We start from the raw sequence: 25,157 nt of genomic DNA on the forward strand, positions 1-25,157 counted from the left end.
ACTTTTGCTTAGGCAACATCTTTCTGTAAGCGGCGTTCATGCAATTCAAGCAAATATTCATCCAATGCTTGAATTTCAGCTTCGGTAAATTTTAAATATAACTTGCTACGGCGCTTTAAAATATCCTGACTGGTGATCGCCCACTCTTGGTCAACCAAATAATCGACCTCTTGGGCATATAAACCATGGCCAAAATCTTGACCAAGTTCATGAACAGATGTCGAATGATTTAAAAATTTCCATGTATAAGTACCATAGGCATGTGCCCAACGGCTTGCAGTTTCATGATCAAGCCCTTTGATTTTATTTTGAATTTCTAAAACCAATCCATCAATTGAAACTAAATTCTCAGCACCTGGCAGTAAGGATTTTTCAGTCCAAGCTTTCCCAGCGTTAGGGAAGAACTTCTGCAAATGCTCCATGGCAGATTCAGCCAAGCGTCGATAAGTGGTTAACTTGCCACCAAACACAGAAAGTAAGGGTGCATCATTTTCATGATCTTGCGATAAAGCCAAAGTATAGTCACGGGTGATTGCGGCTGGATTATCAGACTCATCATCACACAATGGGCGCACCCCTGAGAATGTCTGAATAATATCGGCTTGAGTCAGTTGCACTTTAAAATGATCATTGGATACATCAAGCAGATAATCAATCTCTTGCTGACTAATTTCAACATTATTCGGATCTGCTAAATATTCACGATCAGTTGTACCAATCATGCTGTATTGATTGAGATAAGGAATTGCAAACACGATACGTTGATCATCATTTTGCATAATAAAGGCTTTATCACCGTCATATATTTTCGGCACAATAATATGACTGCCTTGAATGAGGCGAATTCCATATTGCGATTTTAACTGAAGCTCTTGCTTAATGAATTGTGCAACCCAAGGCCCCGCAGCATTGACCAAAACCTTCGCTTGTATGTGATAAATGCCCTGCTCATTTTCAAACTGGATATTCCATAAACCATGTTCACGCTGTGCTGAAATACAGCGTGTTTGCGTAACCACAGTGGCATTTTTTTCACGTGCTTGCATCGCATTTAAAACGACTAAGCGTGAATCATCTACAGCACAATCTGAGTATTCAAATCCGCGTGTGATCTCTGTTTTTAGTGGGCTAGTATCAGGATCAAATTCAACCAAATGTGAACCTGCAAGCTTCTCTCTTTTGCCCAAATGATCATATAAAAACAGCCCCGTACGAATCAGCCAAGCAGGACGCAAATGAGGTTGATGTGGCATGATAAAACGCATAGGACGAATGATATGTGGTGCTTTTGCCAGTAAGACTTCTCGCTCAGCCAACGCTTCTCGCACTAAACGAAATTCTTTATGTTCCAAATAACGTAGACCACCATGGATCAACTTACTGCTTGCAGACGAGGTATGGCTGGCTAAATCATCTTTTTCACACAAGAACACAGATAAACCGCGCCCAGCAGCATCATTGGCAATACCGACGCCATTTATTCCACCACCAATTACAGCAATATCATAATAAGTTTGTTGCTCATTGATTTGTGTCATAAACGCCACCACCTTTGATCATTTGCATATATTCACAATCATTTTTGAGAATATATTTTCGTTTGTTTTCATTTAAGAAAATAATAGATAGTTTTTTAATCGATGTCTATCAAAAAATGATCAATTTCACGTTTATCATATTTTCACTATGGGTTTTAAAATTAGCTTAAACCACAGTTAAAACCACTTCTGCTGCATGAATTTGTTTTAAATAATTTTCAGTGGGTACTTTATTGGTAAAAAGCCGATCTATTTCAGAAAGATGGCCTAAGCGCATCATTGCATGCCGACCAAACTTGCTCTCATCTGCTGCTAAAAATACCTGCCGAGCACCTAAAATAATTTCTTGCGAGACAGACACTTCTTGAAAATCGAAATCAAGCATGGTTCCATCTTCATCAATCCCACTGATACCAATCAGGGCATAATCAACTTTAAACTGTTTAAAAAATTCAGAGGTGGCTTGCCCAATCACACCACCATCAGGGCGCACTTTTCCGCTGGCAATCAGTACTTCAAAATCATCATTCATACTCAAAATCTTCGCCACATTTAGATTATTGGTGATCACTTTTAAACCGCGATGTTGCAATAAAGCATGCGCAATAGCTTCGGTTGTTGTACCAATATTGATAAATAACGATGCATGGTCTGGAACTGCATTTGCGACGGCTGTTGCAATGCGCTGTTTTTCCGCTAAATTATGGCTGATCCGTTGGCTATACGCGGTATTGGTGACGCTTGAGTCTACCGCAGCGCCACCATGATAACGACGTAATAGTCCGGCATCGGCCAATTGATTGATATCCCGCCGTACAGTTTGTGGGGTAACTGCAAAATGCTGTGCAATCTCATCAATACTGACGTAACCCCGAGCCTTAACCAATGCTAATGTTTGCTGTTGTCGAATCATCAAGTCCATAGATGTGAAACCTTATTGTTTTATTTTCAAAAATGAACATTTAGCTGCTATAAATAGCATGACTGCTTACTGTACGACTAGATAAAATTTTTAAATTCTCCCAACTCAGCTTATTAAATTGTGTATATTTCATACATTTAGATGCAAGCAAACATGCTTTAACTTTAAGCTAAATTCTTATAATTTATAAAATATTTCAAATTAAATAGCTGTTTTAAAAAAATTATTCATTTATTTCTAGAATTTCTCATTCTAGATCAACAATAAACCCTCAACACAGCTAAGACCAAAGTCTAATAAGGTCTGCTTTCATTCAAGCGTATAACGAGCATTGTAATTATTTGTATCTCCCTCGTCATACTGACTGAAATTCTCTCTGTTTGATTTTTCTGCTTTGATTTTCATCCAAAATGAAAGTTAAACAGGCTGTATTTTGCATATTCTTTTGGAGAATTGCCTTGTCCAATTCATCTCCTCAAGTTGCCACTTCGCAACTTGATAGAAAAACTCGTTTCAAATCTATACTTGGTGGTTCAGCTGGTAATTTAGTCGAATGGTATGATTGGTATGTCTATGCCGCATTTACCCTCTATTTTGCCCCTGTGTTCTTTCCAGAAGGCAATGAAACGGTCAAACTTCTCCAAGCTGCTGCAGTTTTCGCTTTAGGCTTTTTAATGCGTCCGATCGGCGCATGGATCATGGGCGTTTATGCTGACCGTAAAGGTCGTAAAGCGGGTTTAACACTTTCTGTTTCATTGATGTGTGTTGGCTCATTAATCATTGCTTGTGCGCCATCTTATGATTCAGTCGGAATGTTTGCTCCTGCACTGCTTTTATTTGCGCGCTTATTACAAGGTTTAAGTGTTGGTGGTGAGTATGGCTCTAGTGCCACCTATTTAACTGAAATGGCAGGTAAAAATCACCGCGGATTTTTCTCAAGTTTCCAATATGTCACCCTGATTTCAGGTCAATTACTGGCACTCTGTGTGCTGATTATCCTGCAACATAATCTTTCTGAAGATGCCTTACATGCATGGGGATGGCGTGTTCCTTTCTTTATCGGTGCATTACTTGCAATTGTTGTGTTCTGGATTCGTCGTGGTCTGGTTGAAACAGAATCATCTAAACAAGCACAACAACAAGCTAAAAATGGCGGTGAAACATCTGGTGCTTTGGCCTTATTCACCAAGTATCCTAAACAAGCATTTACAGTCATTATGCTAACAGCAGGCGGTACCTTAGCCTTCAATACATTTACGACTTATTTACAAAAATACTTAGTCAACACTTCGGGTTTTGAAAAAACCACCGCAACTGAAATTACCACAGCCGCAATCTTTATTTTTATGTTGATTCAACCTGCAGTCGGTGCACTTTCAGACAAAATTGGTCGTAAACCGATTATGATCACTTTTGGTGTACTCGGTGTGCTATTTACCATTCCTATTTTCAATGGTTTAGGCTCGACAACGGACCCTAAAACGGCTTTCTTCTTATGTATGAGTGGTATGGTCATTGTGACTGGATATACAGCCATTAATGCGGTTGTAAAAGCTGAATTATTTCCACCGCATATTCGCGCTTTAGGTGTAGCCTTACCTTATGCACTTGCCAACACTGTATTTGGCGGTACGGCTGAATTAGTTGCACTAAGCTTTAAAAATGCCGGTCATGAAAACTATTTCTTCTATTACATTACCTTTATGATCGGTTTATCTCTAATCACCTATGTGTTTATGAAAGATACGAAAAAACATAGCCTGATTACGGATGATTAATTCAAAATAAACTTTGCAATCTAATTCATTTAAAACAGCTTTTTTATTCACATGAAAAAGCTGTTTTATTTAAGCAATTCACTTATCGTGAAAATTGCAAAGCTATGGCATACTAAAAATAATTCAAAAAGCTAGGACTTTAAAAGATGAAAAAAATCACTTATGCAGGTTTAGGATTAATCGTTTTAGCTTTATCTGCGTGTCAAACAACCCCTCGTCAATACAATGGCGTAACCGGTTATCAAATTGAAAATCAAACAGCAGATAGTGCAACCCTTGCGTATACCCTTTCAGGTCGTGCAGATCGTGATTTGGATGCGGATAAATTACAGCGCGCATGTCAAAAAGTATTGGGTGCAAACAAAAACTATAAAATTTCTGTATTAAGTACCAATGAAATTATCAACCCGCAAACAGCAAAAGATCAGGCTGGCGTTCAACTTGGACATAGCCGTACATCTTTTGGGCTTTCCAACACGCCAAGTCTAAATAACAGTGAAGATTATGCAACACGCCAAGCCTTAGATACCCGCCCAAGCACTTTACATGTGGTACGTTATACCTGTTCTTGATTTTAGCTATGTGTATCGCAGAATAAAATAAGACGCTGTCATAGCGTCTTATAAAAACTCACATTTCTAAATTCTTTGGCTTCATCTAAATCAGGCCAAGTGGTTGCACTTCGTTCATCCAATTTTTGGTAATTTGGATGACTAAAGTTTTTCACTCTACTATCTGCCACCCATACTTCTGGTGCAAATTTTAAAAACTCATCCAAGAAGAACCGGTTAGATTGATCATATAAAACATCTGCTGCTAATAAGACATCAACCTGTTCGGCTTTATATAAATCATCTAGATACTCAAGCTCAACATCATTGAGCAAAGCATTTTCACGACAAGCATCCAAACTTATCGGGTCGATATCACAACAGATGACACGTTTTGCACCTGCCATTTTGGCTGCAATTGCAACCACACCGGATCCAGCACCAAAATCCAGCACCACTTTATCTTTTACATGCTGTGGTTCTGCAATCAGCCATTGTGCCATTGCTAAACCAGAAGCCCAGCAAAAAATCCAATACGGTGTATCATTCCAAATACGGCGAATCACCTCATCATCCAAACGATCTGTTGGAAAAACTGGTGGAATCAACCATAACGAAATTGGGCTTTCAGGCAACTGCTGCGCCAATAATTCGCATTGAGGAATTACTTCATGCAAAGCATCAAGTAAATGTTGTGGGGCTTTAGGAAATTGATAAGTACAGCTCATGCAAAATATGACCAAAATTATTATTTTGATATTGAGGAAATACAGCTTCTTCCTCATATTCGATAGACAGTAACATCATGTGCTAAGGTTCGAGAAGATACTTCTTGTTAAGTCTCAGATACTGCTACTTAAAAGTAGATCTTAAACGCGTTAAGCCAATGACCATTAAACTAATGACAATATTGCCTACTTTTACTGAAAAATAAACATTGCTATGTAAATGTAGGCTAGATTTGAACACAGTGAATGCATGGCTTTCACTGTGCCCAGAATAAAACAGGACTTAAGCTAACGCTTTTTCAGCAGCTTCCACAGTTTGACGAATCAACGTTGTGATCGTCATCGGACCTACGCCACCTGGAACTGGTGTATAAGCTGAAGCGACATCTTCAATACCGACCAATTGGATATCACCCACACCACCACCGTCACGAGGATGGAATCCAGCATCAACCACAACAGCACCTTGCTTAATCCAGTCTTTTTGGATTAATTCAGCTTTACCGACTGCACCAACAACAATATCAGCCTGTTTTACCAATTCAGCAAGATTTTGTGTACGAGAATGACAGATTGTCACTGTTGCATTGGCTTGAAGTAGCATCATTGCCATCGGCTTACCTAAAATAGCCGAACGCCCTACCACAACTGCATGTTTACCAGCAATTTCAATCTTGTTTTCTTGAAGAATCGTCATGATACCTGCAGGTGTTGCCGAACCATAAGCAGCCTCACCCATTGCCATACGACCAAAACCTAAGCAAGTTACCCCATCTACATCTTTTTCAAGTGAAATGGCATCAAAGCAAGCACGTTCATCAATTTGTTCAGGCACAGGATGTTGGAGCAAAATACCGTGAACATCAGGATTGGCATTTAATTTTTCAATTTCAGCCAATAATTGTTCAGTTGTGGTTTCTTTACCTAACTCTACTTTTAAAGAATCCATACCAACACGACGGCAAGCATTTCCTTTCATGCGTACATACGTCGCAGATGCACCATCATCACCCACTAAAATAGTCGCTAAAATTGGGGTACGACCTGTTTTTGCTTTTATAGCTTCAACACGAGTCAACAAGTCTGCTTCAATTTGTTTCGCTAATGCGCGACCATCCAATACCAATGCCACGGCACATCTCCAAAGTAGATATGAATCAATTTTGCAAATAATACATGATTATTTAGACAATTTTCTTTCATATGCTGAATTTATGTGCATATGCATGAATTATAGTATTGTTTTTTTTTCAAAGATTGCTAATATGTGCATCACCAAGACATGGCGGGGTGGCAGAGTGGTCATGCAGCGGACTGCAACTCCGTGTACGCCGGTTCGATTCCGACCTCCGCCTCCAATCTTGTAAAGCCCGAGTGGTGAAATCGGTAGACACAGGGGATTTAAAATCCCCCGCCCACAAAGCGTGCCAGTTCGAGTCTGGCCTCGGGCACCATTTTAATTCTTGTTAAAATGGTGCAATAAAGAACCCAGCGATAAGCTGGTTTTTTTATGCCTAAAATTTTATATTGTTTTTTATGTTAATATCCAAAGTGAAATTTAGATAAGCGAAGCCTATATGATTCAAAACAAGCAAGTTTCCCTCTATTTAAATCAATTACAACAACAATACCCACAAGCATTTAAGCGCAACTTTCTATTTTATAGTCAAATTAAAACCAAAGGGCTTTTAGATGAAGCAAAGGAATTTATTCCTTGGATTTTGTCGATTATGATTTTTTGCAGCATCTATTTTAGTTTAGGTCAGTATATTGCAAATCATTTTCCTCAATTCGATAGCTTTCAAGCCAATGGCATTGCCGCTTTAGCGATTATGTTATTTTTTATGATTATTGTTCCGATCATTATCAAACAAATAAAACACAGTTCGACGCATTTATACCAACAACTCAATAATATTCCGCTTAAGCTTGCGGTACTGATCGTCCTGCAAGCACTCAATCTTTATTTTATAGAAAGCACCCTGCTGCAAGGCCTGTTATTTTTCTTTGCGATGAGCTTTGGTTTTGTCAAATTTTATAAAGAAAATTTATTTAGAGATAGCACCAAAGACACTGAATATTACCAATTACAACAAATTCGAAAAAGCTGTTTATGGGCTTATAAACAAGCCAAGAAAGCCAAATTCAAAATGCGATTCTTGGCCAAAGATTCTGAGAAGTATCAATTTTATCAAAAGCGCTTAGTCACCTTTTTAGAATTACATTTAGAACTATTAAAATATGAAAATGAAATGTGTAAAACCTATAAATATGAAGATTTAGATGCCTATATGGACAGTATGATGTAATCCATCTATAGCGTTAAAAAAGCCGAGTGATCTAAACTCGGCTTTTTAAGCTTGAAAATTTATGCACTTTTCTGAACAGTCTTTACATCAACCAAATTGTTATTTAAAACCACTTGATGGGCACGAGCCGTATCCACCGTATAGGTTTTTTCCTTGATGCTATTTAAGAAAATCCAATCCGCTTGTACCTGTTGTGCTGTAAAACTGACTTTTAAGTACCCTCGCTGATTTAAATTGGTGTAATTCAATTCATCAATGAGCGTGGTGAAGGCCATTTCAAATTGTTGTAACTGTGCCAAAGGAATACTTAAATACTTTTCCATCCCAGGTGAAGAGACCGAACTGGTTGCCAATTCAACCCCAACAAAATCACCCGCTTGAGTATGCAAGTCAGCAGACCATGCATTATGGGTATCCCCCGCCAACACCACAACTTTCTTATTTAATGTTTTAAGTGTGCCATATAAAATTTCACGTTCTGCATAGTAGCCATCCCAAGCATCTAAATTATAGGGTGCTACCGTGGTTACACGAGCTTTTTCTGCGGCGGTTAATGTTGGATCACCACTTTTCAAACGAACTTTTAAAGTAACTAACTCGATGATCTGCTGATTCATTTTTGCCAAAGTTTCGGCTGTGACATTTCCACTGGTAATTGCAGATAAAGACAATAGCAATTCAGCAGGGATTAACATTTTTGCCATCAACACTTGCTGACCCAATACATTCCAAGTCGCGGTAGATTGTGCCAGTTTCTTTTGTAGCCACTCACGTTGGGTATAACCCATCAGTGTACGCGTAGTACTGGTTAAATCTGCCTGAAACTTAGCAATATCCAAGCCCGAAGCCGTCATATAATTGGCATAATCGAGTTGCTTATCACGTGCCAAAATACGGGTATCTAACATGGTCAATTGTACCAATGAACCAAAGTCAAACTGGCGATAAATATTCAAGTGATCTGTTGCAGATACAGGGCGAATCGGCATCCATTCAAAATAGGCTTGTAAAGCTGCCAATTTACGGTCTAAGAAATTACCCTCATTGGCTTGATGGTTTTCTGCACCGTCTTTCCATGCGTCATTTGCCAGTTCATGGTCGTCCCAAATCACAATAAAAGGATGACGTGCATGTGCAGCCTGTAAATCAGCATCAGTATGGTAAAGTGCATAACGCTTACGGTAATCGTCCAACTTGATAATTTCTTTATCATTGTCAGCAGCGAGGGTACGACCCAGCTTTACCGCCTCTTCTGTGGCATATCCATCTTTACCATATTCATAGATGTAATCCCCCAAATGGATGATCGCATCAACCTCTTGTTTTGCCATTTCCTTATACACATAGAAATAGCCAGCAGGATAGTTTGAACATGAACACACCGCAAACTGCACCGAGCTGGTGGTTTCAGGTAATGTTTTGGTACGCCCTACTGACGAAATCACCGAACCAAATTTAAAACGATAATAATAAGTTTGCCCAGACTTAAGCTTGTCTGCATCGACCTTAATAGTAAAATCCTGAGCTGATGCTGTTTGTACTTTTCCAGTATTGATCACTTGCGTAAATTTATCGTCTGTGGCAATTTCCCAAACCACCTCTAAACGTAAAGACGTATCCTGCGGGGTAATACGCGTCCACAAAATCACACGATCTTTTAATGGGTCGCCACTGGCAACACCATGTAAAAATTCAACTTTTGTTGTAGGAGATGTTGAATCGTTGTTATCACTCCCACAAGCAGTCAACGACACTGGTATAGATAATGCCCCAAAACTGGCTAATGACTTTTGAATAAGTTCACGGCGTGAAATTGAGTTTGGCATTGAAGTAGGTTTCCTCTAAGTTTTTTTATCCAATCAATTTAAAGGCTTAATATTTCGCTTTAATCTCAAATTGATGAAAAAATCATGACAAAACACCCATTCAACGGCTTAAAATGCTTTATTTTCAAACATAAGCACATGAATTGATTGAAAAGAAAGCAAATCGACATAAATACGCTTGCCAAGAGAAAAACTGTCCTTTATTATTGCGCACATGCCCGAGTGGTGAAATCGGTAGACACAGGGGATTTAAAATCCCCCGCCCACAAAGCGTGCCAGTTCGAGTCTGGCCTCGGGCACCATTTTAAATCTTATTAAAATGGTGCAATAAAGAACCCAGCGATAAGCTGATTTTTTTATGCCTAAAATTTGTAAATCATCTATAAATCGCCAATTTAAAAATAACGCAAAGTTCAATACATCTTGCTAAAAAGCGTGATAGCTCAACTATATTTTTGTGGTTATTTTTCATTAAAAAACTTATAATATAATAAATTTATATTAATTATTAATATTTTCATAAACTTAATTAAACCAAAACCATGTCTGAAATTACCACTGAAACTCAAAAAGCCGCCCCTATATTTCCTCGAATATTCGCATTTATCATCGACTGTATTACCGTCGGCGTAGCCTGTTTAGTGATGGGTAAAATACTCTACCCATATTTTGAAAATTCTCCTTTTATTTTCCAATGTATAGGCACGCTCCTCTGTCTATTTTATTTTGCTGCTTTTAACAGCCATATCGGTAATGGTAAAACCATTGGGAAAATCTTGGGTAAAATTAGGGTAAAAGACTTAAATGGTGCTTCAATTCCATTTATGCGCTCTCTGGTTAGATCAAGTATTTTTATCATTCCATTTTGCTTTGCTGGTTATTTACAAACATATTCAACTCAGCATCTTTCACTCAGCCTACTTGTGGCATTTTTTCAAAGTATCGTCTTTGCCTGTTTTTACTTGGCTATTTTTAATGGAAATAGCCAACAATCTCTGCACGACCTCCTCAGTGAAACTCAAATCCTCAGAAACGCTCAATCCAATATTCCACGCCAGTCTGTATGGCGTATTCATTACTACATCATTGCGCTGTTAACGATTGTGATTTTTTCTGTCAATTTATGGGGTTATTTCCAAAGCAAAGCAATCTCAGCCAATGATTTTAGTTTGATCTCCGATGACATTAAAAATGCTCAAGTTGAAAATCGCCATACCTTCATCGGAGAAGCTGAATCCACAAATCAGGTTTTAATTTTAAATGTGAATCAACCAGATTATCTGGATGACCTTGAGCGTGCCGAAACATTACTAGAAAAGATTAATCAACAACACGCTGAAGTGTTAACGCAATACCACATCACTCAAGTGCAATTTAACTTTTCTTATCAATTTGGCTTGGCTAAATTACCAAAAACAACGCTTTATGATTATAAAAAGATGCCTAAAAGTAGCTTAAGCTATATTGGGGAGAGTACAGGGCTGAACCTTGGTTTTTAAACAAGACCAAGTCTCGCTGTTAAAGTTTAAATCTTGTAGATAAAAAAAGACCACGTTTTTGGAAACGTGGTCTATAAAAATGGTGGCTATGACGGGACTTGAACCTGTGACCCCCGCATTATGAGTGCGGTGCTCTAACCAACTGAGCTACATAGCCTAAAACTGTGCGCGCATTATCTGCTGTAAACAATGTTACGTCAAGCACTAATTAAAATAAAATTCATCGAAGTGAGCCGATAAGCCGGGTTCTGTCTAGAACGATCATTCCTCTAGGCGCATGATCACTCATACGCTCAAGCGACCTACCCGGATCCAGCATGGGCCATGCCTATAGGATCCCTATTTGGTCTTGCTTCCGGTGGGGTTTACCATGCCATGAACTGTTACCAGCCATGCGGTGCGCTCTTACCGCACCCTTTCACCCTTACCTTCCATTTCTCCGAAAAGAAACGTTATTGAAGGCGGTCTACTCTCTGCTGCACTTTCCGTCGGTTCACACCGCCCAGGCGTTACCTGGCACCTTGCCCTATGAAGCCCGGACTTTCCTCCCCTGCTTCAATCACGGAGATCTCCACAGCAGCGATCGTCTGGCTCACTTCGGGGCGTATCCTAACAAATTTCTCGGCTAATTGCTTGCGCTTTTTTGAGCAATTAGTTTTTTATACTTTTCCATCAACTCGTCTTGGCTCTCTACATGGTTCGGATCGAGCGGAATACAGTCGACTGGACAGAAAAGCGCACACTGTGGCTGATCAAAATGCCCGACGCATTCTGTACATAGGTTAGGATGGATTTCATAAATCTCCTCCCCCATAAAAATGGCATCATTTGGACATACAGGCTCGCATACATCACAATTGATACATTCATCAGTGATAATTAAAGACACGCTACCAACCTTGTTGATGTTTACGATGGAAGGCTTCGACAACGCATTGAGGAACAAACTTTGCCACATCGCCTTTCAATCGTGCTATTTCTCGAACCATCGTTGAAGAAATAAATGAAAATTGCTCTGATGGTGTTAAAAATACTGTTTCAAAATCATGATCAAGCTGACGATTCATATTCGCAAGCTGAAATTCATATTCAAAATCTGAAACAGCTCTTAAGCCACGTAACACTGCTGTAGCATGTTGTTCACGTGCAAAATTTACCAATAACCCATCAAAACCGACAAACTCAACATTGGGTAAATGTTTGAGTGATATCTTTGCTAACTCTACACGCTCTTCCAAACTAAAGACTGGATTTTTATGATGCCCAATTGCAATTGCGACCACAACTTCATCAAACATTCGTGAAGCACGTGCGACTAAATCAACATGGCCATTGGTAATTGGATCAAAAGTTCCTGGATAGATGACACGAGTTTTAGACATCCATTTGTACTCTAGTTTGTTATGTAGGGCTATAGTTTAACAAAAACTTAAATATTAGCGAATAACCTCTTTTGATTTAGCTTTGGCTTTAATTGTGAAATGACTTCACCTGAAGCCAAGTTTGAGGCAAAATAAGGCTATTCTTGGAATATTTGTATTATGTCGAAAAACATTGTCGTTAAAAAAAATAATGGTATATATTCTTTATAGTTCGTTACAATTCCATAAATCCTTTTAAGTTATTGAATAATAAAAATATGAGTTCATATTAGTTCGCAAGGTGCTCTTTTAATTTCCAGTCAAAACGGGTAAATATACGGGTAACGATCAAGAATACTATTTAATCATGGCATCAATTAAGCTTTCAGACGCAAAAATCAAAACCCTTAAGCCTCAAGAAAAAACTTATCGTATTCTTGATGCAGATAGACTCTATATTGAAGTACGTCCTTCTGGTGCCAAGATTTGGCGATTTAAATTTGTTTTAAATGGCAAAGAGTCATCAATGAGCCTTGGTGAGTACCCATCTATAACTCTTGCCGAAGCCAGAACTCTCAAAGAAGAAATGAGAGCAAAATTAGCTAAAGGCATAAATCCTGTTGAAGAACGTCGCCAGGGTAAAGAAGCTCAAAAAGAAAGTAATAAAAATACATTTGATGCAATTGCTACCGAATACTTTAATGAGCGCTTAACTGGTAAATCTTTTCGATATAAGGAAAAATTTGGCATATCAATGCAAACAGATATTTTGCCTGTTATTGGAAATAAGAATATTAGAGATGTAACCGCTGCAGATGTTCTAAAAATATTAAGAAATACAGTTGCCCGTGTTAAAAAGGAAAGTGGTGGTAGATACTCTGGTGAATCAGCAGCAATTCAAAATAGGACCTTTATTGGATCTGTTTCGAGATATGCTATTGCAACACTAAGATGTGAGAATGATCCAACTTATGCTGTTCGTGATGCCATTCAGCGCCCACCAGTTAATCATGCAAGGCCACTAACAAAGCAAGAAAGAAAAATGGTTAGGGTAAATCTAGAAAACTACAACGGCACTCAAACAGTGAAGAATGCTGGTTTCATCTTAATCTATACGATGTTAAGGGCAGTTGAAATTCGGAGAATGGAGTGGTCATGGATTGATTTTGATGAACAGACAATTACATTCCCTAGAGAAGTAATGAAAAAGAATAGAGCTCATATTTTGCCAATCTCAAAACAAGTGAGTGCTATTTTGAAAAGCCAGTATGAAATATCGGGCAATCATGACATTGTATTTCCATCTGTTTATCGAAGTAAAAAAGACAATGGCATGATTGCCAAGGAAACACTTAATGATATGCTTCGATACATTGGCTTAAAAGGCGTTACAACACATGATTTCAGAGCAACAGCTTCTACATTATTGTATGAGAAAGGATATGAAGAAGATTGGATCGAGAAGCAACTAGCTCATGCTGAATCAAATAAAACCAAAGCTTCGTATGATCACTCAAAACATTTGCAGCAAAGACGTGAGATGATTCAAGACTGGGCGAACATTGTTGATAGTTGGAAAGATTTAAAGTGAATTCTTCATAAAAAATTGATTTTATATACATGATACGCAAGTTTTATTGTTGTTTTGGCTAAATTGTCATTACGATTTTTGCCTTTTTAATGGTTTTTTATTCCAAAATTATTCCTAAGAATAAAGCCCTCACTCAGAGGGCCATGCATCCCTCAATCTTTCTGCATCAGCTGCGTGTCCATCAGCTTTTTCTGCCACTGTTCGATATTCAGTAATGCAGTTTTCGAGTATGTCACTGTTGGCAATGGTGTACTCAACGATGGTTTCTTTGGAGGCACTGGACAAGCGACTGCCTGCAATTTTGAGTTGCTTTGACAAGCTGTCAGCGCTGGACTGAGCAATATCAGCATCAGACTCAATTTGTTTAATTTTAGCATTATAGTTTTGCTCCGCTTTTAACTGTTGTTCAGACCATCGTTTCTCTTTAAGTACCGCTGAGGCTTTTGCTTGTTCCGCCAGTGCTTTGGCTTCAGCAACTTCTGTTTTGTATTTTGCATTCAATAACGTGTATTCACTTTTAAAATGATTTACTCGCCATGATTGAATGCCTATAACTGTTATGGCCAACAATAAAAAAACCGCCATTGCGATAATGACGGTTTCATAAAATTTAGCTAAGAATGCTTGCATCATTGTGCCCCCATACACTTGCTATAACGATCCTGCTGACGAGTCCAAACACCATAGCAACCATTAGATCGGATACTACAATCACGCTTGGCAACATATTTGTATTTCAGTAAAGATGAACATGCCTGTTTGTATTGCCCTGCTTTTAGATTTCTGAGCATTGATGAGCCATTCCAGTTTGCTTGACCATAGTTGTAAACAAAGTCTAGGTAAACATCATATTCAGTCTGAGTAAGTTTCACGCCATGCAACGACTTACGGAAAGCAACTTCATCTTTGGCGATATGAGCCTTTGCAATTTGAACAGCACGTTCTTTAGAAATTGGCTTATCAGTCATTTTGACTTTAGTACCATTTTCGTATGATGTGGACCCGATACCGATTGTTGCCACTTTAGCGCTATCTAAATATGGCTTTGATTTGTACCCCTCATAGCCAATTAAAGACGTAAAAAAAAGCGCTGATGCGCTTAATGTTGTTACTATGATTTTAGTCTTGTTTGACATCAATCTTCCCCTTGATTTGAAGTGATGCGATATAGGCCTTGTGCTCTAATTCATCACGCTTATCTTTCTTTCGAGCGAAATACCAGTTCATAATTAAGCCAGCTATTGCAATCAAAATACTGATCCAAAATGCTAAATCAATACTCCCAAGCCATGCAGTAATAGCACCAGCAGTACTACCACCATATGCTGCGGTTTTGCTTGCAGCGATAGCTACTGACGCGTCAATTGTTGCCTGTGTATCAGACATGTAACCTCCTAATTTTTGGCAATAAAAAAGCACCCTGTTGGGTGCTAATATTTGATTGAATTTATTTGTTCAACCGTTTCTGCTTCATAAATTAATTGTCGCGCTATTCGACCTTTCTCATGACAATTTGAAACATGTTGAGCAAGTGCAGTTTTGAGTGCTTTCAATTGCTCAGTACTAAGTAAAACAATTTCATTGTTCTTTAGTGTCCAGTCAATCGGAACACCCAAATCACTTGCTACAATTATTCTGGACTGTGAAGCAATATCTGAATCAAAAGTAAAATTTAGATAAGAAAAACCGCCATATTCGGCGGCATCTCTATCAATTTTGATCTCTGACCATTTTTGCAATTTAATTTGTTCCAATGGCCTTGGATCAATCCACTTTTTTGAATCATAGTCAAAAATATGATGTGAAGAAGGCTGTTTGGGCATATCTACCCACCAACCACGATAGTACATATTTGGCCGTGGTGGATGAGTAACAGCTAAACAACCTAACGGTTTGTTTAAATTAATTGTTTCAGGGTTCGCATGAATCAATTGAAGTACTTCACCTTTTTTAGAAATGATAGCTGTCATTTTTTTAACTCTATCGTTGAAATGGAACAATTTAATGCACGCATGAGTTTGCCTGCATTGCTGTTTGTACCAAAGGTCATCCCATTGATCTTAGGCATAACTGCGGCTTTGATTTTAATATTCAAAGTTGTTGTGCTGGATGGATGAATATAAACGGGTGTGGCTGTTGCTCCCACATAAACCAACTCTAAGAAATTATTACCAATTGCTATTGGATAAATCTCTTGTGTATACACAACCGTATTATTGATTAGCATCTGACACACCAAGGTAATGCACTTTCTAGAATCTTGCCCACTAGGTAATGTACCTATAATCACATCACAGGCATAAGTAAACATGCCATCAACCCTCAGTTTTCCTCCATTGGTTTGAACGTTAAATTCTTGCAAAATCCTTTCACCATATAACTGGCCAGCCTGCGGTGAATTAACTTCTGAAAATGACCATGACTGAACATTACTATTATAAATACCATTTGGAACAGTAACAGCTTCATCTTGGATTTTGAGTGTTGTTACAGCAAGGTTATCTATTTTTCCACTTGTTACAGCAAGGTTATCAATCTTTGCAGTCTTGACCGCTAAATCCTCAATATGTGAAGTCTTAACAGATTGATAATCAAAAAAACCTGACTTCATATATGCACCTACTGGAAAAACTGCACCTGTTGCAGGATCAGTAAAAGCTGTATTCCGAAATACAATAGGATAGGTAACAACTCCAGAATTATCAGAACCAAATGCCACAGAACTAGAATTAAAAATAATGTCTGAAGTTTTACCATCATTCATCATTCCAATGCCGCTGATCAAATTACCCGACTGTAGTTTCAACGTATATTGAAGATTAATACCATTAATAGATGATTGCTGAGTCTGAATTGATGCAGTATTTTCACCAACCTTTGTTTGCAATGTAGTGGTTGCTGAAACATTGGCTGATACCGCATCTGCTGTTGCTTTAATCTGTTGTTGATATAAAGCATCGTTCTGATTCATCTGTGCAACAACCTGATCAGTACGAATCGATTGGGATAAATCTCCTTCTATACGTGCTGATTGTTCAGACCATACGCCAGCATAACCACCAGAATTACCAATCAGATCAGTTTCTGAACCAATTAAAGTTGGATTGATTTGAGCATAAACACCGTCGATCTTTGCCGTTTGTGCTGTGATCTTGCCGTTATAATCCTCTTCAATCTCAGACTTAACTTGCGTCAATTGCCCTGTTGATGCCTTATCATCCAACTCTAATTCCATACTTTGAATCAGTTCGCCATTCGCTTTTGATGTATCAACAGCAATTTTTGCAGAATCACGTACAGATGCTAAAGCTGTATCGTTCTCAGCGATATATGTGTCAATTTTATCAACAGTGGCCTTTTGACCTTCGACTCGTGCAACAACTTCTTGCTGTGCAAAAGCCTGCACATCATTGATCTGTGCAACTGTTGTATCAACTCGTTTACTAAGGGCGAGATCACCTTCGATGATTGCTGATTGAACTGACCAGGTTCCTGCAAAGCCTTGATCACTACCGATCAGATCAGTTGATGAGCCAATTAAAGGAGGATTCAATTGCGCATAAACACCATCTGTTTTTTCAGCAGTCAGTTTCAAATCATCAGCAACAACTTTGATTGCTGTTTGTGCAGCTGCTATACCTTGATCACTTGATTTTTTAACTGTATCAATGACTTCCAATATACCTTCTTCGCTATCATTGATTTTCTGAGATAAGCCATCTTCAGCATTCTGAATTGCATGCTGACGATCAATAATTTCTTGCGAAATCTGATCTTTCGTATTTTGAATATCTTGACGAATTGGCCCGATTTCAGCATCAATCGTTTCAATATGATCAATCTTTGTCTGCAAGTCTTTGTTCAACTGACTTTCAGAGATTTGATCATTCAATAGTTCAAGCACATCGGTAGCATCTGCGGAAGTCACACCACTGACCCATTCAGACCAATCGCCAATATTACCAATGCGATCAATCAAACGTCCGCGATAAAACTGGCGTAAATTTGGTTGCATCCCTTGAATGGTGTGAACAGTAGTCGGATAAGCAAACAAACCCAGTTGAGCAATGTTTGAGGTGCTGTCTGGTGAAACTTCAATTTCTGTATATGCAGTATCAAGTGCACCAACTGCTGGAAACAACCATGTTAATTTCATGCCAAATAAAATACCTTCAGCATGTATATTGGCGAGTTTTGGCGGTTTTCCTTGCTTGCCTTTTAACTCTGTCAAAACTGAATATGTTGGCAAGGATGAAATATCATATGCACTGATTGCAAATACGCGTGCTTCATATTGCCCTGCATAAATCCCAGCCACCTCAGCTGAGTTGCTTCCAGTTAATGGTAGTTTTAACCATGTGCCGTTATCTTTACGCCATTCAACTTGATACTTGGTGGCATCCTTGGCTTGTGGCCAACTGATCACCATCGTTTCAACAGACATTCCTTGCTGAACCATTTGCTCACTGGAAATCGTGACTGATTCAACAGGTGCTTGGGTTGTAGGATTAATGATTGAGATCGGGCGATCATCAATAAATGCACCATGATCAATGGCATCAAATTTAGAATCAGCATGTTGTAATGCAGTAATGGTAAATTGGTGTGGCTCATCTTGTGAGATCGAAACTACACGAAATTTCATCGTCGCTAAATCTTGTGCATCAATCACCCATACATTTTGTGGTGCAACACTATCAAATGCTGATACTACAGTAACAACTCGACCAGCAATACTTGATACAACTCTTGCTTGTGCCTTTCCATTCTCACCATTAACAACTAGACGGTCACCAGCTCGGCATACAACGTCATCACGATCTAAGGTGATTTGTTTTAAATCAGTACTGACTGAAGAAATACGCCCACCATTTGCACGACCAGCTAACAACTCATCAGCAAGTTCAATCACTTTACCTGGTAATGGAATATAGCCATCCAACCCAACTTTAAATGTGACAGTGCGAGTTTCAAGTTGTTCTGTTTTTAAAGCCCATTGGCCAGTACGTTGTGCTTGCCCTTCTGATGTACAGCCCCATGCTTCTAGTTCTAATAAGCGTACTGCTTTAGCCTCTGCAATTGATTTTTCATCACGCACAAAAACATATTCAGTCTTATAGCGATTTTGCGGATTATCCCAAGCAACTTTGACTGCATTATGCCGATCCCGTGCACGCGTACCAGTGTAATTAATACCAAGAACGCCATCAATAATATTGGCAGATGTGTATGTAAAAATAGCATCTTGAGGCAAATCAGCCTCACATACGATCGATGCACCATCCCAATAACTGATAGCACGAAATAAACCTGCAAGTTTGCTTAAAATATCGAAAGCAGATTCGGCACTTTGAATATACACATTACAAGTGAACCGTGGCTCTTGACCGCCTTTGCCATCTGGCACCAACTGATCACAATATTGAGCCAAACGATACAATGACCATTTATCAATCATTTGCTCGGTTAAACGATTACCCAGTGCATATCGCTTATTGGTACATAAATCATAGTAAATCCAAGCAGGATTATTGCTGTATGCACGCTTAAATAAACCATCCCATATTCCAATGTAAGTTCGGCTTACAGGATCATAGTTGCTTGGCACCTTGATCTTTACCCCCTTTAGATCTACAGCAATTTTGGCAATATTTGAGAATGTTTCAGCATCATATTGCACGCCAATCAATGCAGTATTTGGGTATGCAAGCTTAAGATCGACAACTTCAGTAATGGCTTGAATATACATCTTATCGCTGACATATTCAGAGCTTGAATTTGGTGTTTTCCGAGTAACACGAATCAACCAATTATTATTGGCTTTTGGTAAGCCGATACGATGGGTACGTTCATAATTTGCTGAAGTTTTTCCTGACATTTGAGTATCAAGCATTAACTCCCATGATCCCCCATCAGTCTGCACTTCAATCAAGTAATCAATAACAATACCTGAAACATCGCCATTACTTGGGTCTTGCTGTTTTAAAGCCCCAAAGCGCACTCTTACAATCACGGCATCGAGATTAAGATTGGTAATCCCTTTAACCCAAGGCGTATCACTTTTAAGTTCAACACCAACAGCAGTTTCAGAAGCAATGCTTTCAAAACCTTCCATGTATGCCTGATCATTGGTACCTGAGCGAAAATCTAGAGTGACATCTTGAAAGTTTCTTGCACCACTATCGTTTTCAACTGGGGTGTCATCAAGGAAGATTGACTTAAAGCCATTTGCCAAGCCCTCAACTTCACCCTCACTCATGCCATACTGTAAGCGCGCATAGGTTTTTGAGGCTGTAGTGTCATTTGCAACTTTTGGTTGTCTTTGGTTTTTGCTACCGCCTTTTGCGCCTTTTACTATTTTAAGCATACTTTTTCCCACACAATAAAAAAGCGCTTAATGCGCTTATATTCTTAAATTATTTCTTCCCACCGCTGCTGCCACCGCCTGTAAAACCAGCATCTGCAGAACTGAAAGTATCTACTGCAAATTGACCAGCATTTACAATGAATCCACCGACTTCGCGCTGACCATAAAGAATAGGAACTGGATTGCCTTGGGCGATTGTGGTGACTGCTCCACCAAATCCAAAGTTAGACTTATTTCCATCTTGGTTTTGATCTTGTGCATCAACTTTTGGGGTAAGCATTTGTGCAATACCACCAATGGACATTCCAATACCTGCACCAATCAATGCTGCACCATAAGGAGTTGTTGCTCCAAAAGTAAAATAACCAGCAACTATCAACACAACCCCTAAAACTAAATTTAGAACCCCACTGTCACCACCAGCCCCAATGACTTTAGGCAAAATCTTGATAACTTTGGCGCCAGTCTCAAAATCAATCTGATCCTCAGAGATATTTTCATCATCTTGGAAAACAGCAAAGGTAAGTCCCTGTTCATGAGCGGTTAGCATGAATTGTTCAAAGCCGGGCACTTGGACTGATAGCGCTTTTACAGCTTCACGAGTACTTTCAACAGCAAGCTTAAATTCCTTACCAAACTTCTTTCCGAGTACGCCATATAATTTGATCGTTTTAAGCATCTTTGTGCCTCACTATTTTGACAACACGCTCTTGCCATTGCGATCCAAATAATTCACGCATTGATTTTGCTTTAGGCATGTGATGAAGAATTAATGGTCCACCAAAACAACTTGTGCTTTCTTCTGACTTTAATTGCCACTGATCACCCAACCAAATCACAGCATGATTCGGGTGTTCTGTACGGCCAACATTACACACCAACATGTCACCATACTGAGGTTCTCTGACTTCATAAAATCCAGCTGTGTCTAAGTTTTCTAGATAAAGGGATTGATGATCTTTATCACTCCACCAATCATCCTGACGTTCAAAATCAATCAACTGAATACCTAACTCACGATTATAAAAATCACGAATAATTGAATAGCAATCTTGATATCCATGATGGTAATCACGACCAATGAGTGGTGCTTTATAGCCACAAGGTTCATAGACTTGAAAATCAACTTCAGGATATGCACAAATCACCCATGGCTTTTCATGAAGTTCAATTTGTAATAAATCTAAATCAGAAGCACGTGTTGTAGCATTGGGATGTGAATGTACATAGGCTTGAATCTCACCTTGATCTTCAGCACTCGCCAAGTCTTCGTGGTGAATTTGAAACTGACCTTTTTCAGCCACATTGCGACAAGGTATATACGTACCAGAAACAATAACCCCGCAACATTCTGCGGGGAAACATTGTTCAGCATGAGATAAAATCGCTGCTTTTAGTTTTTTATTTAATTTCATTTTTACACCATTGAAGATGCAGGGAATCCACCAAAATGAAGCTCATTCTCTCGGCAACGACAGCCTGATGTTCGGTAGTTACATCGATCTAAAGCTGGATTGTCTGTCGATTCATCTTTTTCAGTAAACATTGCAGCCCCGATATATCCGCACTCTTCACTTCGATATTCCCAATTGCAGTAGTTTGAGATTTGCCGGGTAGGAATTTTTAGCCCTTCAAAATCCACGGGATTAGAAAGTTCAAACGTCACTTGCTGAGCATTTTCAGAAGTCTTTTGTTCAATGAACCAAATCTGCTCGCGCTTCTCACTTGGATTAGCCGTAGCATTACCAGCACTAAAGTTTTCAGCATCAAGATATTTGGCTAATGTAGTAATGACTTTGATTTTTGCACCAGCAAAATCACCAAACTGTAAACAATATGCAGTTACCGCACCTTGAATACCTTTAATATTGTTGGCCATACTTAAAGTTGGGGATGACGCTTTACCATCACTGCGCATTTCTAGACCATCGACTTGCAACGCCATTGGTTCATAGGTCTGACCATTAAAAATAATATTGCGCTGCCAAACTTTATCTGTACCAACATCAAAAACTTTACCGATCAAACCAGTATCAGACCCAATCAGACCTTCTGAACCAATAGATGAATATATCTTTTCCCAATCTTGAAAAGCGATATGCCCATGAAATCGCAAAATGCCAGCTCCTAAAGCGCTGGCGTCTAATTCAAATAATGTAATTAACCCATCAACATAGAGCTTTTGAAAATCACTATTCAGAGTCATTATCTACACCTTTCAATTGATCAATTTCGGCTTTTAGTGCGCGAATAGCACCAACTAAGTCAGCAATAATTGCACGATCATCAATTCCCCATAACTCATGCTCTGTAACGGGGCGAATGGCATATCGCGGGTCTACTGAATAGGCTTGCTGAGCCATGAATCCGCGTTTAGGTTCTGCTGCAATCACATCCGATTGTGAGGCTTCAAATTTATATTTGTAATCCCATAGCTCTAATTTATTCAATCGCTCAAAACATTCACTTTCATCGACCAAGTTTTCTTTATTTTTAATGTTTTCATCCGAAGTTGTTAAGGCAATTGTGCCTGATGCAGTCGGGAAATAGACAATAACTTGATTGGTATTTTCATCCTGACTACTTCGTCTTGCTAGATAAATTGAAGATGTTGTACCAGCATCCGAACATTCTAAAATATTCCAACGCCCAACAACCCCAGCTTGCATATTTTGGACTTCGTATCTGATTGCTGGGTAATTATCACTAATCACTTGAGGCACCCATGTATTTACAGCATTCATCAAAGGTACCTTCGCACCAGATGTACCCACTAGTTTACTTGCAGCATGTTCTGGATTGGTGAAGTTTTCATTTACTTTGGTGCCAGTTGAGCGGAATGTATCACCACCAGCACCACTTGGCGCGGTTCCTAAATTAATTGTTTGAATAGCCATATTTTTCTCACTAAAAAGCCCCAACGAGTGGGGCGCGAAAATTATTAAGAATTAGGTGACGGGCACAACTCCGTCTTATGTGCATGTCGTAGTTACTTGCATGAGGTCACGACATTAGGAGAAAATTGTATGCCAGTAGGCTTTTGTTTTTGATCGGGTTAAGAAGTAATAAAATCCCCACTTTTTAGCGAGATCTTGCTTGCTTTTGCCAGTATATTTTACACATAGTTTAATAAATAAATCGGTTGAAAACTGTTTCATTTTGCTTTCCTTTAGATAATAAAAAAAGGACGCAAATGCGTCCTTCTCTTTTGATTGTTTTTAAACTAATAAATCACCAATAAATTTGGCTTGCACTTTAATAACCACGCCTGGTGCTAATTCAGTTTTGCCAACCAAATCATAACCAGCATTAGTTGGATTAACCTCTAAAACCAATTCGTAATCACTGATATTTCCAAATACAGACACAACATCTTTGTCATGTTGTTTTGCATTCAATTTAAGAAGATTATTTTCAAGCTTCCCGCGATAAGTAAACCCATAATCTCCACCATTGACCACACCATCCTTTACTATCACAGTGCCTACTCCAAAATCTTGGATATTGCTTTTGAATTCAACAAAGTAAATTCCGTCTTTCATTTTGACCTCATGCATTAATCGCTGAAAATTCAGCCATTTGATAGTAAGACATTGATGGTCAAAAGTTAAGAGTTCTCAAGGGTAAAAGACTTGGGTGAAGGTGGTGGAGATAGTCCAGATCATTCCACCTACTTGACTAGGTGTATAGCTTGTATCTGTTTTAACTCTCACCTCACCATCCAATGGAGAAATCCATAGAAATGAATCAGCCCCTTTATGTCGATCAAAAAAAGCTTTGATTTGAAGAATCTCTTCCTTGGTAGATGTGAATTTGTAAGGCCACTCCCCCTTTTTATTGTTGATGCCTACTGAGATATTCTGTTCGTAGCCATCACCAAATTTTGAAGTCAAAATATTGAAGTTTTGTTTGCCTGAGTTTCCATCTAGATCACATGGATATGTAAATTTTTCATTGCTCATAAATTGCGTCCAATAAAAACCCACTCAGGTGAGTGGGTTTGGTTAGATTGATAATTATTGAATCTAAACATCACTTTTCAGTTTTTTTATTTTCATATATATCTTCAAATGGATATTTAGTTTCATTACGATAGAACTTTTCTACATTTGGGTATTTTTTAAAAACACTTTCCATATATTCATCATGATTACCTTTAATCATCGCTTCAAAATAACCACTCATCATTTCTATCATTTTCATTGAATTAGCAACTTGCTCTTCAAGTTCCTCAATTTTTTTATTCTTTACTAGGTCGATAGTTGGTTCTGGATTGTTATTGATCTCGTCTAATTCTTTACTTAAAGCTTTCTTTAAAAGCTCAGCGGCTTCATCCTCAACAGAGCGATTATTTAGCTCTGCTAGTTTTGCTAGTTTATTTCGTGCTTCACTAGAGATTTGCAAATCTAAAACATTGTCATCTTCAATAAACTCAAAACTCTCTTTTGAAAGTTTTTCTTCCTTTATTTCCAAGGCATCGGCCAATTTCTTTATTGTAGACAATCTCGGGTTCTTCTGAATATCCATTTCAAAATCAGATATTTGCTTACGGCTAACCCCTGACTTTTCCGACAACTCTTGTTGTGTTAAGTCTTTTTGAGTTCTGTAATATCTCAATCTTAATCCGAAACTATCTTTCATAAACTATCAAAACCTATTGACACTTTTCAAAATCAATATTAATCTA

At 38.6% G+C, this 25,157-nt stretch carries 24 protein-coding genes, 4 tRNA genes and 1 other RNA gene; 8 read left to right on the top strand and 21 right to left on the bottom strand.

The window, feature by feature from the left end; all coding sequences use genetic code 11:
• Positions 1–8: 8 nt before the first annotated feature.
• Both glpD and L3V46_RS16175 read right to left on the bottom strand, forming a co-directional pair.
• Positions 9–1,538, bottom strand: a complete 1,530-nt coding sequence (glpD, locus tag L3V46_RS16170; protein WP_239046238.1) for a glycerol-3-phosphate dehydrogenase — start codon at positions 1,536–1,538, stop codon at positions 9–11.
• 166 nt (positions 1,539–1,704) lie between these two features.
• A complete protein-coding gene (locus L3V46_RS16175; RefSeq protein ID WP_239046239.1) occupies positions 1,705–2,460 on the bottom strand; it encodes a DeoR family transcriptional regulator in 756 nt (251 codons plus the stop codon).
• Between the two features lie 458 nt (positions 2,461–2,918).
• On the opposite strand from L3V46_RS16175, the gene L3V46_RS16180 reads away from it, so the two are divergent.
• Positions 2,919–4,238 carry an MFS transporter gene (locus L3V46_RS16180; protein WP_034617278.1) on the top strand — a complete coding sequence of 440 codons (1,320 nt, stop codon included), beginning with the start codon at positions 2,919–2,921 and terminating at the stop codon, positions 4,236–4,238.
• A gap of 146 nt (positions 4,239–4,384) precedes the next feature.
• Positions 4,385–4,810: a hypothetical protein gene (locus L3V46_RS16185; RefSeq protein ID WP_004722461.1), complete on the top strand. Its 426-nt coding sequence runs from the start codon at positions 4,385–4,387 to the stop codon at positions 4,808–4,810.
• 38 nt (positions 4,811–4,848) lie between these two features.
• On the opposite strand, the gene L3V46_RS16190 is transcribed toward L3V46_RS16185, so the two are convergent.
• Together L3V46_RS16190 and folD are read right to left on the bottom strand one after the other, a co-directional pair.
• Positions 4,849–5,517, bottom strand: a complete 669-nt coding sequence (locus L3V46_RS16190) for a 50S ribosomal protein L11 methyltransferase (protein WP_004819654.1) — start codon at positions 5,515–5,517, stop codon at positions 4,849–4,851.
• Between the two features lie 283 nt (positions 5,518–5,800).
• Complete coding sequence (folD, locus tag L3V46_RS16195) at positions 5,801–6,649, bottom strand: bifunctional methylenetetrahydrofolate dehydrogenase/methenyltetrahydrofolate cyclohydrolase FolD (RefSeq protein ID WP_004819653.1); 849 nt, start codon at positions 6,647–6,649, stop codon at positions 5,801–5,803.
• A gap of 152 nt (positions 6,650–6,801) precedes the next feature.
• Between folD and L3V46_RS16200 the strand changes: the two genes are divergently transcribed.
• From L3V46_RS16200 to L3V46_RS16210, 3 genes are all read left to right on the top strand, one after another.
• Positions 6,802–6,875, top strand: a tRNA-Cys gene (locus tag L3V46_RS16200).
• Positions 6,876–6,885: 10 nt separating this feature from the next.
• Positions 6,886–6,971, top strand: a tRNA-Leu gene (locus tag L3V46_RS16205).
• A 123-nt stretch (positions 6,972–7,094) separates the two neighbouring features.
• Positions 7,095–7,826, top strand: a complete 732-nt coding sequence (locus L3V46_RS16210; RefSeq protein ID WP_004722467.1) for a hypothetical protein — start codon at positions 7,095–7,097, stop codon at positions 7,824–7,826.
• Positions 7,827–7,885: 59 nt separating this feature from the next.
• On the opposite strand, the gene L3V46_RS16215 is transcribed toward L3V46_RS16210, so the two are convergent.
• Entirely contained in the window at positions 7,886–9,652 is a 1,767-nt protein-coding gene (locus tag L3V46_RS16215) for an alkaline phosphatase D family protein (RefSeq protein ID WP_239046240.1), read from the bottom strand.
• Positions 9,653–9,868: 216 nt separating this feature from the next.
• On the opposite strand from L3V46_RS16215, the gene L3V46_RS16220 reads away from it, so the two are divergent.
• Positions 9,869–9,954 (top strand) — tRNA-Leu (locus tag L3V46_RS16220).
• 240 nt (positions 9,955–10,194) lie between these two features.
• Entirely contained in the window at positions 10,195–11,151 is a 957-nt protein-coding gene (locus tag L3V46_RS16225; RefSeq protein WP_239046241.1) for an RDD family protein, read from the top strand.
• Positions 11,152–11,231: 80 nt separating this feature from the next.
• On the opposite strand, the gene L3V46_RS16230 is transcribed toward L3V46_RS16225, so the two are convergent.
• From L3V46_RS16230 to coaD, 4 genes are all read right to left on the bottom strand, one after another.
• Positions 11,232–11,308: transfer RNA gene (locus tag L3V46_RS16230), tRNA-Met, on the bottom strand.
• Between the two features lie 64 nt (positions 11,309–11,372).
• Positions 11,373–11,750, bottom strand: an RNA gene (gene rnpB, locus L3V46_RS16235) — RNase P RNA component class A.
• A 26-nt stretch (positions 11,751–11,776) separates the two neighbouring features.
• The gene (locus L3V46_RS16240; RefSeq protein WP_239046242.1) at positions 11,777–12,040 is read right to left on the bottom strand and encodes a YfhL family 4Fe-4S dicluster ferredoxin; all 264 of its coding nucleotides are present in this window, start codon (positions 12,038–12,040) and stop codon (positions 11,777–11,779) included.
• 1 nt (position 12,041) lies between these two features.
• Positions 12,042–12,533, bottom strand: coding sequence for a pantetheine-phosphate adenylyltransferase (gene coaD, locus L3V46_RS16245; RefSeq protein ID WP_004722475.1), 492 nt, complete (start codon positions 12,531–12,533; stop codon positions 12,042–12,044).
• 346 nt (positions 12,534–12,879) lie between these two features.
• On the opposite strand from coaD, the gene L3V46_RS16250 reads away from it, so the two are divergent.
• Positions 12,880–14,103, top strand: coding sequence for an integrase arm-type DNA-binding domain-containing protein (locus tag L3V46_RS16250; RefSeq protein WP_239046243.1), 1,224 nt, complete (start codon positions 12,880–12,882; stop codon positions 14,101–14,103).
• A gap of 129 nt (positions 14,104–14,232) precedes the next feature.
• Here L3V46_RS16250 and L3V46_RS16255 read toward each other — a convergent pair whose 3' ends face one another.
• From L3V46_RS16255 to L3V46_RS16310, 12 genes are all read right to left on the bottom strand, one after another.
• The gene (locus L3V46_RS16255) at positions 14,233–14,736 is read right to left on the bottom strand and encodes a hypothetical protein (protein WP_239046244.1); all 504 of its coding nucleotides are present in this window, start codon (positions 14,734–14,736) and stop codon (positions 14,233–14,235) included.
• A complete protein-coding gene (locus tag L3V46_RS16260; RefSeq protein WP_239046245.1) occupies positions 14,733–15,239 on the bottom strand; it encodes a lysozyme in 507 nt (168 codons plus the stop codon). The genes L3V46_RS16255 and L3V46_RS16260 overlap by 4 nt, the downstream gene beginning before the upstream one ends.
• Entirely contained in the window at positions 15,223–15,489 is a 267-nt protein-coding gene (locus tag L3V46_RS16265; RefSeq protein ID WP_239046246.1) for a holin, read from the bottom strand. Before L3V46_RS16265 ends, L3V46_RS16260 begins: the two co-directional genes overlap by 17 nt.
• A gap of 44 nt (positions 15,490–15,533) precedes the next feature.
• Positions 15,534–16,073, bottom strand: a complete 540-nt coding sequence (locus L3V46_RS16270; RefSeq protein WP_239046247.1) for a DUF4376 domain-containing protein — start codon at positions 16,071–16,073, stop codon at positions 15,534–15,536.
• Positions 16,070–20,470, bottom strand: coding sequence for a phage tail protein (locus L3V46_RS16275; RefSeq protein ID WP_239046248.1), 4,401 nt, complete (start codon positions 20,468–20,470; stop codon positions 16,070–16,072). The genes L3V46_RS16270 and L3V46_RS16275 overlap by 4 nt, the downstream gene beginning before the upstream one ends.
• A 49-nt stretch (positions 20,471–20,519) precedes the next feature.
• Positions 20,520–21,149 (bottom strand): tail assembly protein, encoded by a 630-nt coding sequence (locus L3V46_RS16280; protein ID WP_239046249.1) that lies wholly within the window; start codon positions 21,147–21,149, stop codon positions 20,520–20,522.
• Positions 21,142–21,885 (bottom strand): Mov34/MPN/PAD-1 family protein, encoded by a 744-nt coding sequence (locus L3V46_RS16285; protein WP_239046250.1) that lies wholly within the window; start codon positions 21,883–21,885, stop codon positions 21,142–21,144. Before L3V46_RS16285 ends, L3V46_RS16280 begins: the two co-directional genes overlap by 8 nt.
• Before the next feature lie 2 nt (positions 21,886–21,887).
• Positions 21,888–22,676 (bottom strand): phage minor tail protein L, encoded by a 789-nt coding sequence (locus L3V46_RS16290; RefSeq protein ID WP_239046251.1) that lies wholly within the window; start codon positions 22,674–22,676, stop codon positions 21,888–21,890.
• Positions 22,663–23,214, bottom strand: a complete 552-nt coding sequence (locus L3V46_RS16295; RefSeq protein ID WP_333494227.1) for a tail fiber domain-containing protein — start codon at positions 23,212–23,214, stop codon at positions 22,663–22,665. Before L3V46_RS16295 ends, L3V46_RS16290 begins: the two co-directional genes overlap by 14 nt.
• A 474-nt stretch (positions 23,215–23,688) precedes the next feature.
• On the bottom strand, positions 23,689–24,012 hold the full coding sequence (locus L3V46_RS16300; RefSeq protein WP_239046252.1) for a GrlR family regulatory protein: 324 nt from the start codon (positions 24,010–24,012) through the stop codon (positions 23,689–23,691).
• Positions 24,013–24,087: 75 nt separating this feature from the next.
• Positions 24,088–24,432, bottom strand: a complete 345-nt coding sequence (locus tag L3V46_RS16305; RefSeq protein ID WP_239046253.1) for a phage tail protein — start codon at positions 24,430–24,432, stop codon at positions 24,088–24,090.
• 70 nt (positions 24,433–24,502) lie between these two features.
• Positions 24,503–25,111 (bottom strand): helix-turn-helix transcriptional regulator, encoded by a 609-nt coding sequence (locus L3V46_RS16310; RefSeq protein ID WP_239046254.1) that lies wholly within the window; start codon positions 25,109–25,111, stop codon positions 24,503–24,505.
• Between the last annotated feature and the right edge of the window lie 46 nt (positions 25,112–25,157).

Source organism: Acinetobacter sp. AG3 (genome assembly GCF_022343575.1).
GTDB lineage: Bacteria > Pseudomonadota > Gammaproteobacteria > Pseudomonadales > Moraxellaceae > Acinetobacter > Acinetobacter guillouiae.